The 12,602-nt window shown below is 61.7% G+C and carries 11 protein-coding genes; 9 read left to right on the top strand and 2 right to left on the bottom strand.

The window, feature by feature from the left end:
• Positions 1-2 precede the first annotated feature (2 nt).
• From LOY43_RS10915 to LOY43_RS10885, 7 genes are all read left to right on the top strand, one after another.
• Entirely contained in the window at positions 3-908 is a 906-nt protein-coding gene (locus tag LOY43_RS10915; protein WP_095126645.1) for an amidohydrolase family protein, read from the top strand.
• Between the two features lie 246 nt (positions 909-1,154).
• Positions 1,155-2,540, top strand: coding sequence for a UbiD family decarboxylase (locus tag LOY43_RS10910; protein WP_095047476.1), 1,386 nt, complete (start codon positions 1,155-1,157; stop codon positions 2,538-2,540).
• On the top strand, positions 2,537-3,166 hold the full coding sequence (locus LOY43_RS10905) for a UbiX family flavin prenyltransferase (protein ID WP_095047477.1): 630 nt from the start codon (positions 2,537-2,539) through the stop codon (positions 3,164-3,166). Before LOY43_RS10910 ends, LOY43_RS10905 begins: the two co-directional genes overlap by 4 nt.
• Positions 3,167-3,254: 88 nt before the next feature.
• Positions 3,255-4,298: a GTP-binding protein gene (locus tag LOY43_RS10900; RefSeq protein WP_095047478.1), complete on the top strand. Its 1,044-nt coding sequence runs from the start codon at positions 3,255-3,257 to the stop codon at positions 4,296-4,298.
• 256 nt (positions 4,299-4,554) lie between these two features.
• Positions 4,555-5,922 carry a nucleobase:cation symporter-2 family protein gene (locus LOY43_RS10895; RefSeq protein WP_095126642.1) on the top strand — a complete coding sequence of 456 codons (1,368 nt, stop codon included), beginning with the start codon at positions 4,555-4,557 and terminating at the stop codon, positions 5,920-5,922.
• A gap of 13 nt (positions 5,923-5,935) precedes the next feature.
• The gene (locus tag LOY43_RS10890) at positions 5,936-7,324 is read left to right on the top strand and encodes an amidohydrolase family protein (RefSeq protein WP_095126641.1); all 1,389 of its coding nucleotides are present in this window, start codon (positions 5,936-5,938) and stop codon (positions 7,322-7,324) included.
• A gap of 202 nt (positions 7,325-7,526) precedes the next feature.
• Positions 7,527-7,718 carry a hypothetical protein gene (locus LOY43_RS10885; protein ID WP_095047481.1) on the top strand — a complete coding sequence of 64 codons (192 nt, stop codon included), beginning with the start codon at positions 7,527-7,529 and terminating at the stop codon, positions 7,716-7,718.
• A gap of 121 nt (positions 7,719-7,839) precedes the next feature.
• Here LOY43_RS10885 and LOY43_RS10880 read toward each other — a convergent pair whose 3' ends face one another.
• On the bottom strand, positions 7,840-8,472 hold the full coding sequence (locus LOY43_RS10880) for a PQQ-binding-like beta-propeller repeat protein (protein WP_095047482.1): 633 nt from the start codon (positions 8,470-8,472) through the stop codon (positions 7,840-7,842).
• A gap of 31 nt (positions 8,473-8,503) precedes the next feature.
• A complete protein-coding gene (locus tag LOY43_RS10875; RefSeq protein WP_095047483.1) occupies positions 8,504-9,715 on the bottom strand; it encodes a helix-turn-helix domain-containing protein in 1,212 nt (403 codons plus the stop codon).
• A 142-nt stretch (positions 9,716-9,857) separates the two neighbouring features.
• Here LOY43_RS10875 and LOY43_RS10870 point away from each other — a divergent pair, with 142 nt between their 5' ends.
• Together LOY43_RS10870 and LOY43_RS10865 are read left to right on the top strand one after the other, a co-directional pair.
• Complete coding sequence (locus tag LOY43_RS10870; RefSeq protein WP_258709615.1) at positions 9,858-11,975, top strand: type VI secretion system tip protein VgrG; 2,118 nt, start codon at positions 9,858-9,860, stop codon at positions 11,973-11,975.
• Entirely contained in the window at positions 11,972-12,550 is a 579-nt protein-coding gene (locus tag LOY43_RS10865; protein WP_258709614.1) for a DUF4123 domain-containing protein, read from the top strand. The genes LOY43_RS10870 and LOY43_RS10865 overlap by 4 nt, the downstream gene beginning before the upstream one ends.
• Positions 12,551-12,602 lie beyond the last annotated feature (52 nt).

Below are 12,602 nucleotides of genomic sequence, written 5' to 3'. Positions count from 1 at the left end.
CGATGATCATCGACACCCATCTGCACCCCACCAATCTGGTCGACGAGGCCTGGCGCCACACCGGCGAACCGTTCACCGGTGAGCGCATGCTCAAGTTGATGGACGGCCCGTACATGATCAACGGCAAACCGCGCCGCATCGACATGGGTTTCATCCAGCCGCCACCGGGCAACACCGGTTATCGCGACGGCAACCGCCGGGGCCGCGAGGGCGTGCGGGACTACATGTCCTACGTCGCTGAACTCTGCGTGAAGTACCCAGATCGCTTCATCGGCAACTTCAATTTCAACCCGCGCTGGGGACCGGAAAACGGTGCGGCGGAGCTGGAATTCCACATCAAGGAATACGGCTTCAAGATGCTCAAGCTGCACGCCAACATGCACGGCTATCGCCCGGATCGCGCACTCGACTGGTTGCGCCCGGCGATGAAGGTTTGCGCCAAGTACAACATCGTTGTGCTGATCCACACTGGCGACGGCCCGTACACGATTCCGACGATGTTCTACCCGATCATCCGCGAGTTCCCGATGGTCAATTTCATCATCGGCCACTTCGGCATCCAGACCGGCGGCAACTACTCGTTCGAGGCGTTCTGGATGGCCATGGACACGCCGAACGTGTACTGCGAATCGGGCTGGTGCTTCCAGTCGCGGATCGTCGAATTCGCCAAGGAACTGCCGCGCAACAAGATCGTGTTCGGTACGGATTCGCCGCCGAACGAACCGGGTATGTGGCTGCGCGAACTTGAGGTGTTGTGCTCACCGGCGCCGCAGGGTTTGGGCATCAATGAGGATCATCTCGAGGACTACTTGGGCAACAACATCGCCCGGTTGTGCGGGATCGAACCGACGCCACCGCCCAAGGATCTGGTCGAGGCCGACATACGCCTGACCACCACGTACTTGTAGCCACACACATATCCCACTGTAGGAGTGAGCCTGCTCGCGATAGCGGAGTGTCATTTAGCGGTGATAGTGACTGATACACCGCTATCGCGAGCAGGCTCACCCCTACAGGGGATCAGTGTTCAACCCAGGCACACAGCGACTTTACAGGCACGAAGATGACCCGGCGTTCGTTCGACCGGCAGGCCAACGGCTGGCCGCGCGATCGCCCTCTCACCCCTGCGTGCCTGCTTTTTACGAGGTGACACCATGACCCGTTCGACGCTCGGCGATTCTCAGGACTTTCACGTGTTCATCGACGCCTATCGCCGTGAGTACCCGGACGATGTGCTGACTGTCACCCCAGCGATTTCCGCCGATCAGGACGTCACCGCCCTGGTCGATGCCCTCGCCGCCCAAGGCCGCGATCCACTGCTGATCTGCGAACACGTCGGCAACCTCGGTGTGCCGGTGGCGACCAATCTGTTTGCATCCCGTACCCGCATTGCCCGGCTGTTCGGCGTCACTGCGGCGCAACTGCACGAAACCTTCCAGACCCGCGCCAACCAGCCCATCGCACCACGCTATGTGGAGAGCGGTCCGATCCTCGATGAGGTCTTCGAAGGCGAAGCGCTGGACCTGGCGCTGCTGCCGATGCTCAAGCATTTCGCCAGCGATCGCGGCCCATACATCACTAACGCAATCATCATCGCCGAAGACCCGCTGACCGGCATCGCCAACATGAGCTATCACCGCTCGATGCGCCACGCCCGCCAAGCGCTTGCGACCAGTCTGCATTCACGCGGGCACCTGTGGCGAATGTTGCAGACCGCTCGCGAGCGTGGCGAAGAGTTGCGCGTGGCAATGGTCGTCGGTGCGCATCCGTTGTTCATGCTCGCCGCTGCTGCGCGCTTGCCTTATGGCGCCGATGAGCGTGCCGTCGCTGGCGGGCTGTTCGGCGCGCCGCTGGAACTGGTGAAAACCCCACGCTACGGCATCGGTGTGCCGGCGTATGCCGAGTTTGTTCTGGAAGGCGCGATTGACCCGGCGGCGTATGCCGAGGAAGGTCCGTTCGGTGAATTCAGCGGTTACTCCTCGGATCGTTCGACCAACAACGTGCTGCGCGTGGATACGCTGTTAAAGCGCAAAGACGCTTGGCTGGTCGACGTCATGGGCGGCCGCTACGCCGAACACCTGACCCTTGCCCGCCTGCCGCGCGAAGCGGAAATGAGCGAGAAGCTGAAAGCGCGGTTCCCCGCGGTCACTGCCGTGCATTACCCCAATTCCGGCACGCATTTTCACTGCTACGTCGCGCTGGACCAAAGCCGTGACGGCGAGGCGCGGCAGATCATGCTGGCGCTGCTCGGCTGGGATCCGTACCTGAAAACAGTGATCGCAGTGGACAGCGATATCGACATCAGCGATGACAGCCAGGTGTTGTGGGCACTGGCCACGCACTTCCAGCCGCACCTGGATATTTTCACTATTGATGGTTTGCCGGGCAGTCCGCTCGATCCTTCATCGTCGGTCAATGGCACCACGTCGCGGATGGGCCTGGATGCCACACGCGGTTCGGGTTTTGACGGGATCAAGGCGCAGCTCGATCAGGAAGTTCTGGAGCGCGCGCGGGTTTTGCTCAAAGGTCTGCAATCGTGAACCGGCAACGGCTGGTGGTCGGCATCAGCGGTGCGTCCGGGTTTATCTATGGCGTGCGACTCCTGCAATTGCTCGCCGAGTTGAACATCGAAAGTCACCTGATCGTCAGCCGCGCCGCGCTGCTGACCATGGCCCACGAAACCGACTACAAACTCGCCGACGTGACTGCGCTGGCCAGTCATTACCACCGCGCCGATGACGTCGCCGCCGGGATCGCCAGCGGATCGTTTCGCTGCCTCGGGATGGTGGTTGCGCCGTGCTCGATGAGGACGTTGGCGGAGATTGCCACCGGCACGTCCTCGGGGCTGATCGGTCGTGCCGCTGACGTCACGCTGAAGGAGCGCCGCACGCTGGTGTTGATGGCCCGGGAAACGCCGCTGACCCTCGCCCATTTGCGCAACATGACCGCCGTCACCGAGATGGGCGGGATCATCGCCCCGCCGGTGCCCGCCTTCTACGCCCGCCCGGAGAACCTGGCGCAAATGGTCGACCACAGCCTCGGCCGCGTGCTCGACCTGTTTGGTCTCGATGCGGGCGTTGCCACCCGCTGGCAAGAACACCAAAAACCCTGTGGGAGCGAGCTTGCTCGCGAATGCGATGGATCAGTCGCCATCACTGCTAAATGACACACCGCCTTCGCGAGCAGGCTCGCTCCCACAATGAAGCAGCATCACCCGAATTCAGTGTGCACCGGTCAATCAAAGGAGCCTCACCATGAACACCCCATTCAACGCCCCAACCCGCAACACGAAAATCCCCGTGACCATCCTCACCGGCTTCCTCGGCGCGGGTAAAACCACCCTGCTCAATTACATCCTCAAGGAAAACCACGGCCGCAAGATCGCCGTGATCGAAAACGAGTTCGGCGAAGTCGGTATCGACGGCGACCTCGTCCTCAGCTCCGAGACCGAAGAAATCTACGAGATGGTCAACGGCTGCGTGTGCTGCACTGCCGAGGTTCGTGAGGACCTGGTGCGCATCGTCCGCGAACTGGTGGCGCGGCCGGTGCGCCTCGATCACATCCTCATCGAAACCAGTGGCCTGGCCGATCCGTATCCGGTGGCACAGAGCTTCTTCATCAATGACCCGATCGCCGAAGAAGTCGAACTCGACGCGATCGTAACCATGGTCGACGCCAAACACATCGCTCAGCATCTGGAGGATCTGCAACTCGATGGCGTCGACAATCAGGCGGTGGATCAGATTGTCTGCGCCGACCGGATCGTCATCAACAAGGTCGATCTGGTCAGCAGCGACGAGGTGGACGTTCTGCGCGGCAAGATCCGTGGCTTGAACGCCACAGCGGATCTGGTGACCTCGACCCATGCGCAAATCGACCTGACGAAAATCCTCGGCATCGGCGCATTCGAATGCACGCAGAAGCTCATGGAAATCGGTGCTGAACCTGAGCACCACGACCACCACGATCATCATCACGAAGCGCCCGATCACGAACACGATCCAAGCGTGTCATCGGTGGGCATCGCCGTGGACGGCGAGGTCAATCTGATGGCGTTCCACCGCTGGATCAGCGGACTGCGCTCTTCCCAGGCCGACAACCTGTACCGCATGAAAGGTGTGCTCGCCGTCGCCAACGAAGATCAGCGCTACGTGCTGCAAGGCGTGCACAGCCTGGTGGAATTCCGCGCCTCGACCGCGTGGGGCACGGAGCCCCGCTCGAGCAAGATCGTATTCATCGGCCGCGACCTCGACCGCGCGGCGCTGAACCAGGGCTTCGCCGCCTGCCTAGCAGGCTGAAACAAGGCATCGGAGCCGGTGGATGGCGGCTTCGGGCACATGTGTACGAATGACTGATGCCAGTTTTTTACACAACACAAAACTTGTGGGAGCTGGCTTGCCAGCGATAGCGGACTGTCAGTTTATAAAAATGATGACTGCTAAATCGCCATCGCTGGCAAGCCAGCTCCCACAGGGTTCCACTGTGTTCTTGAGCTGATCGGCATCAGACGAATACCCCTCTCTACCGCATAAAAACAGCCAGAGGTGTTTCCCCATGTCGTCAGCCCCATCTCCAACGCAATCCGCCGCCACCGTGCATCCCGTCGACCGCATTTTACCGGTGCGACAGATGCTCACCCTCGGCCTGCAACACATGGCCGTGTCGTACATCGGCGCCATTGCCGTGCCGTTGATTGTCGCCAGTGCCTTGAAAATGTCCCATGCCGACACGGTGGTGCTGATCAGCACCACGCTGTTCTGTTCAGGCATTGCCACCCTGTTGCAAACCGTCGGTTTCTGGAAATTCGGCGTGCGCCTGCCAATTCTGCAAGGCGTGGCGTTCAGTAGCGTCGGCCCCGTGATCGCCATCGGCAGCAACCCGGAGGTGGGCTTTGCCGGGGTCTGCGGGGCGGTGATCGGCGCGGGGATTTTCACCATGCTGATAGCGCCGTTCGTGGGTCGATTGCGGCGATTTTTTCCGCCGGTGGTGACCGGTTGCATCGTCACCGTGATCGGCTTGCAGCTGTTCCCGATTGCCTATGAATGGGTCGGAGGTGGGCGCAACGCGAGCAACTTCGGCGCCCCGGCGTTTCTCGGTGTGGCGGTGGTGGTGTTGCTGACGATTCTGCTGGTCAACCGCTACGGCAGCCCGCTACTGCGCAACATGGCGGTGTTGATCGGCATGCTGATCGGTGCAGGCCTCGCGTATGGCCTCGGCATGGGCAGCTTTCACAGCGTCGAAGAGGCGCCGTGGCTAACCGTTCCCTATCCGTTCTATTTCGGTCTGCCGACTTTCAGCCTGATCCCCATCGCGACCATGGTGGTGGTGATGATCGTGCAGATGGTCGAGTCGATGGGGCTGTTCGTGGCCATCGGCGACATCGTCGAAAAACCGGTGGAAGACAAACAGGTCATCAATGGCCTGCGCGCCAACGGCCTGGCCAGCACCATCGCCGGGATGTTCGCCGCGTTTCCGTTTATCGCCTTCATGGAAAACGTCGGCCTGGTGATCCTCACCGGCGTGCGCAGCCGTTGGGTGGTCGCGGTCAGCGGTTTGCTGATGTGCTCGATTGCCTTGGTGCCAAAGGCCGGCGCGATCATCGCCTCGATGCCGACCGCTGCCCTCGGTGGCGCTGGCATCGCCATGTTCGGCGTGGTCGCAGCGGCAGGCATTCAGACCCTCGCCAAAGTCGACTACGAGCGCAATCGCTACAACGTGCTGATCGTCGGTTTCACCATCGCCGCCGCGCTGGTACCGGTGCTCGCGCCAACCCTGTTCAAACAACTTCCCGAGTGGTCGCAGCCGTTCCTGCACAGCAGCGTGGTCATCGCCTGCCTGGTGTCGGTGCTGCTCAACGCCGCGCTGAATGGCGTCAGCGTGCCGGAAACCACCGCCAACAAATCCGCCTCGCACATCCTTTAGTTTGGAGCTGCCCATGACTCAACTTCAGAACATCCTGATCAAGAACCCGGTTGCGGTGATGACCGGCCTGCGCGGCCCCCGCGCGCGGGCCGGCGCCGTGGACATCCGCGTGGTCAACGGGCGCATCGCCGCGATGGCCGCCGACCTGCAAGCACAACCCGGTGAACGGGTGATCGACGCGCGAAACTGCGTGGTCTATCCGGGCTGGATCAACACTCACCACCATCTGTTCCAGAACCTGCTCAAAGCCGTACCCGCAGGCTTGAATCAGGATCTGCAAGGCTGGCTGGCCAGCGTGCCCTACCCGCGTCTGAACCGGTTTACCCCGCAACTGGCGCGAATCGCTGCACGGCTGGGCATGGTCGAATTGTTGCTGTCTGGCGTGACGACGTGCGCTGATCACCATTATCTCTACCACGCCCACGGCAGCACCGAGACCGGTGATCTGCTGTTCGATCTGGCGGATGAGTTTGGCCTGCGCTTTGTCCTGTGCCGTGGCGGCGCGCTGGAATCGGCCAGCGCCCATCCGGGCTTCTCGAAAACCGCGCTGCAACCGGAAAGCCTTGAGCAAATGGTCGGCGATATCGAACGGTTGAAATCGCTGTACCACCAGGACACCCCGGACGCGATGCGCCGCGTGGTGGTCGCCCCGACTACACCGACGTTCTCGCTGCCACCGACGCTGCTGCGCGAACTGGCGCACACCGCCCGTGGCCTCGGCTTGCGCCTGCACACGCACTTGTCGGAGACACAGAACTACGTGAATTTCTGCCGCGACAAGTACAACTGCCTGCCGGTGGAATTCGTCGCTGAACACGAGTGGCTCGGCCCGGACGTCTGGTTCGCCCACGCCGTACACCTGCAACCCGGCGAAATCCGCATGCTCGCGCAGACCGGCACTGGCGTCTCCCACTGCCCGGTGAGCAACGCTCGGCTGGGCAGCGGCGTGGCGCCTGTGCCGCAGATGTATGAGGCCGGCGTGCCGGTTTCCCTGGGGGTGGATGGCGTAGCCTCGAACGAGTCCGGAAGCATGGTCGGCGAAGCCAACACCGCATGGCTGATCCACCGCGCTGAACAAGGCGCCTCGGCGACCACGGCGGAAGATGTCATCCACTGGGGCACGGCAGGCGGCGCGCAAGTCCTCGGACTCGGCGCAGTTGGCACACTTGAAGTCGGTCAGGCGGCAGATCTGGTGATCTACAGCCTCGACCACCCGCGGTTCTATGGCTTCCACGACAGCGCCGTCGCGCCCGTGGTGGCGGGTGAGCCGATTAGCGTCAAATACAGTCTGGTCGGCGGCCGCGTGGTCGTGGAGAACGGCGTGATTCCGGGCCTGGACATTGAACGCATGCGCGCCGAAGCGTGGGAAGGTGTGCAGCAACTGATGGACGTCGACGACTAACCTCGCCCCCCCTGTAGGAGCTGCCGCAGGCTGCGATCTTTTGATCTTGTCTTTTAAAAAACAAAGTCAAAAGATCGCAGCCTGCGGCAGCTCCTACATCCGGCGTGTGGATTAGCGCGTATTGGCTTTCTCGACTAACGTTATTACCTCATCGGATAGAGTCCCTGCCCGCAACACCCGGCTCTTTTTCAAGGAGAGACTGATGACGTCGCGTCGCAACATCGAACAGACCTACCGTACTTGGTCCAGCCCGATTCTGCTGGAGCTGAAAAAGCGTGAGCACCAAATGGCGCCGGTCGAGCGCCAGGCACTTGAGAATGTTCTGGTGGAAAGAAGGTTGCTGGACATCGGCGGCCCGGAGGGTATTGAACGTCGTCGCAACAGCGGTGGCTGATACTGCGCTTTCGCGAGCAGGCTCGCTCCTACAGGGTTTTGGGTAACTCACAAAGCTTGTGTTCACCCGCAATCACTGTGGGAGCGAGCCTGCTCGCGAAGAGGCCGTGTAGACGCCTCCATCATTTGGGCCGACGCACCGCCCTCACCCGGCCACTGTCGCCACCACCGCAATAGAATCGATCGGCCCCGTCGGCTTCCAGCCCCGAAACACCCGAGCCCTCGGGCATCTTCAACGCCGCGATGACTTCACCGTTCTGCGCATCGATATGCCGCAGTTCACTCTCATCCCCTTCCCAAGTGCCATGCCACAACCCGCCATCCACCCAGGTCACCCCGGTGACAAAACGGTTCGACTCCAGCGTGCGCAGGATCTTGCCGGTCTGCGGATTGATCTGATGAATCTTGCGCTCGCGATACTGCCCCACCCATAACGAGCCGTCCGCCCAGGCCATGCCTGAATCACCGCCATTGCCCGGTGCCGGGATGGTGTGGAGCACGCGGCCGGTGGCTGGATCGATCTTGTGGATGTGGCGATCGGCGATCTGATACAGATGTTGGCCATCGAACGCGGTGCCACCATCAGCGCCAACCTTGATCGTGCGCACGGTTTCGCCGCTGACCGGGTCGAGTGCATTGAGCTGGCCGTCGCTGGCGAACCAGACCTGCTGGCCATCGAAGGTCACGCCGTGAACGCCTTTGATGTCGTCAAAAGGACCGTACTCGCGAAGGATTTCTGCGTTTGCCTGTTTCATGTCGGCTTCCTCATGGATGTGTGGGTCCAGCCTAACCATTGCCCAACGACACCGGGAGTAACAAGATCGTCGCGAAACCCGTTAGCGGTGGCGTCATCCAGCGCCGCGCCCGGCCCACGCCAAAAGCCTGCACCTTGTCCTCCACTGCCAGGGCCTCCAGTGCCCGCTGCACCTGTCGCTGGCTGCGCCCCAACGCCAGCGCCAAGGCTGAACTCGACCAGGCCTCACCGTCAGCCAGCAAGGCCAACAACTGTGCCTGTCTGTCTTCAATCGGCAGCGTGAGCAACGCCACATCGGCCGCTACCAGTGCAAAGCCGCGCGAAGTGGCGGTGATATTCGCCAACGGTTGCAACGCTGATCGCAGCCGACCGATTTCGACACGCAACCGAGCGCGGTGGCTTTCATCACTGAGCTGCAGGCGGAATGCCGTCGCAATCAGTTGCTCCCGAGACACATCGCCCGGCCAGGCTTGCGCAAGCAATCGGGCAAGGTTGAACAGCACCGGCCGGGTTGCCAGTGCCACGGTCATCCCGGCTCCGCGCACGCTGTAGCGCGTGGCATCGATCACCAGGCTTGACGACGCGAACAACGCTTCAACCTGCGCCAGATTCACCGCTTGCGCGTGCCCCGCGCTGGTCAACCGCGCGGCCGGCGCATTGAGGACTCGTATGGCATGATCGACCTCTGCCATCAGGCTCGCGATGCCCGCTTGTTGTGCCGCTAGCTGCGCCCGGGCAAGTGCGGCGCTGGCCTTGTGCGCCTGTACCCGGCGCAGGGCAATCCCGGCGGCCGTCAGTTCATGGGCGGCATGCAGCGCCGGCGGCAATGGTGCGCGGTCCACTTCGGCAAGCAGCGCTTCGGCCGCATCCAGTTCACCAATCAGCAGCAGGCGGCGAATCTGCAAGTATCGCGCGTGCGCTGCGTTCAACCGGTCACCGTGGCTGAGCAGTAATTGCCGGGCGGTCTCCAGCGCCTTCACCGGCCAGCCCAGGTTCCGCGTCGCCAGCGCCACTTCCGCCTCGGCCACCACGCAACGCGCCCGCGACAGCGGTTCGTTGCTGCCAAAGGCTTTCACCGCGCGCTGCAACAACGCTTTGGCGCGGGGCAGATCACCGAGCTGGGCCATGGCAATGCCACGTAACGCCAGCGCAGGCGGGTCTTCACGCAAAGCAACGTAGTTCAACGCACCCAGCGGATCACCAGCGCTCAGCGCCCGACCAGCGGCAGTAATCAACGAGTCCATGGTGAATTCATCCCGGCAGACACCTCGGTACAGTGCTTTGAGATCGAGTTTAATGCAGGGGTTCAAGCGTGTTTAAAATCCCTTGATAGCACTTTGGTATTGCTGCACCATCAGCCAAGCTTTTCCACGGAAGGAGTCAGGCATGCTGGACGCAAACGCTACCCACATTACCTTTTCCCTTGAAGGCAGTTCCTGCGACCTGCAGGTGCTGAGCTTTGTTGGTCGTGAAGCCATCAACCAGCCCTTCCGTTTCGACCTCGAAATGATCAGCGCGCGCCCCGACCTCAAACTCGAAGAGCTGTTGCACAAGCCCGGCGTCCTGACCTTCGGCCCCACCGGTGCAGGCAAGATCCACGGCCTGGTCTATCGCATCGAGCAAGGCGATTCCGGCAAGACCCTGACCCGTTACAGCCTCAGCCTGGTACCACAACTGGCCTACCTGCGGCACAACCATGATCAGCAGATCTTCCAGCAACTGACCGTACCGAAGATCATCGCTCAGGTGCTGGAAGATCGCGGCATACTTGCCGACGCCTACAGCTTCCAGCTCGGCGCCGAGTACCCGCAACGCGACTACTGCGTGCAGTACGACGAATCCGACCTGCATTTCATCCAGCGCCTGTGCGAGGAAGAAGGTATCCACTTTCACTTCCAGCACAGCAGCAGCGGCCACAAACTGGTGTTCGGCGACGACCAGACCGTGTTCCGCAAGCTGAAACCGGTGAGCTACCAGCAAGACTCCGGCATGGCCGCCGACAAACCGGTGATCAAACGCTTCAACCTGCGCCTGGAAACCCGCACCACCCGCGTCAGCCGCCGCGATTACGACTTCGAAAAACCGAAGATCCTCCCCGAAGGCGCGGTCAAAACCGAGTTCGCCCCGGACCTCGAGGACTACGACTACCCCGGCCGCTTCACCACCCGCGAGCGCGGCAAGTTCCTTTCCACCCGCGCGCTGGAACGCCATCGCAGCGACTACAAACTCGCCGAAGGCAAAGGTGACGAACCAACCCTCACCAGCGGCCATTTCCTCACCCTCGCTGAACACCCGCGCGCCGAGTGGAATGAACTGTGGCTGCTGCTGGAAGTTTTCCACGAAGGCAAACAACCGCAAGTGCTCGGCGAAAACGTCACCAGCGACGTCACCGACAACAAAAGCGATTTCCACCAGGGCTACCGCAACAGCTTCCTCGCCACCCCGTGGGACGCGCACTACCGCCCTGCCCTTGAACACCCGAAACCGAAAGTCCTCGGCAGCCAGACCGCCGTCGTCACCGGCCCCGCAGGCGAAGAAATCCACTGCGACCAATACGGCCGCATCAAAGTGCAATTCCACTGGGATCGCGACGGTCAGTCCAACGACAAAACCACCTGCTGGATGCGCGTCGCCAGCGGCTGGGCCGGCGCAGCCTACGGCGGCATCGCCATCCCACGCATCGGCATGGAAGTCCTCGTTACCTTCCTTGAAGGCGATCCCGACCAGCCGCTGGTCACGGGTTGCCTGTACCACAAGGAAAACGTCGTCCCCTACGACCTGCCGGCCAACAAGACCCGCAGCACCTTCAAAACCCTGAGTTCACCGGGCGGCAAGGGCTACAACGAATTCCGCATTGAAGACAAGAAAGGCGTCGAGCAGATCTACATCCACACCCAGCGCGATTGGGACGAGAACATTGAGCACGATCAGAAGATTCGCGTCGGCAATGAACGGCACGACACCGTTGAAGCCAACGCCCTCAGCGAGTTCAAAGTTGAAGAACACCGGATCACCAGTCTCGATCGCAAGACCGAAGCGCGGGCCGATGACCATTTGACCGTCGGTGCCACCCGGCACTTGAAGGTCGGCACTGCACTGTTTGTTGAAGCCGGGTCCGAAATCCACTATTACGCCGGTGACAAAGTGGTAGTCGAGGGAGGCATGGAACTTACCGCCAAGGCTGGCGGCAGTTTTGTCAAAGTCGATGTCGGTGGCGTGACCATCAGCGGTGCGCAAGTGAAAACCAACTCCGGCGGATCTCCGGGATCAGGAACCGGCATCGCAATCAAACTGCCGATCGCATTGACACCCGCAGATGCCGACACGGCCGGCAAAACCCTCAGTGCAGCCCCCATCAATGCACCACCAACAGCGGCACCGCTTGCAGCACCAACATCGGCGACCACTGCAGACTTCCGGCTCGTACAGCAAAACATGCAGGCGCAAACATTGGTGACCGCCTCAGAAACCGGCAAGGCCTTCTGCCAGATCTGCAACCAATGAGCCAGTTTCGTCCCAGCCTCAACGAATGGTTGACCGCCGAACTCTGGCCCCTGGGTTCGCGCCCGGGCGCCGCCAAGGTCTACGCCTTGCTCGACGGCGCCCGCGACCCACGCATCGAACCGCTGGTGCGGACCAGCGGCGCTGAATTCTCCTGCCTGTACGCAGGCGAACTCGCCCCTAGCCTGTCGGCGGCCGCACCTTATCTGCTGCACCTGGATCCGCAGCAGGCCTACACCTGGCGATTATTGGAAGACAGTTGGGGACAGAGTTGGGGCATTTTCGTCATCGCCCCTGCGCAGGTTTCCCTGGACGAATTACGCGGCCACTTTCGCACGTTGCTGCGTGTAAGTGACCCGGATGGCAACCTGCTGGTGTTCCGCTTCTACGACCCCAGAGTCCTGCGCGTTTACCTGCCGACCTGCACGCCCCCGGAGCGCGCTGCAATATTCGGCCCGGCGAGCAAGCTGATCGCCGAAACCAGAACTGGCCAGTCATTGATTGTTTACCCGGCAGATCCTGCGGGCGGCCCGGCGGCGCGGGTCAGTGGCTGGCCCTCGGCGCAAGCGCTGGGCTGAGTCTGCGGTTCTTCAGACTGGAGAAATCGTTGCCAGCAAGCCGATCAAAATA

It is taken from the genome of Pseudomonas sp. B21-041 (genome assembly GCF_024748675.1).
GTDB lineage: Bacteria > Pseudomonadota > Gammaproteobacteria > Pseudomonadales > Pseudomonadaceae > Aquipseudomonas > Aquipseudomonas neuropathica.
The sequence above is the reverse complement of the archived record's forward strand: the minus strand, read 5'-3'. Positions and strand labels throughout refer to the sequence as shown.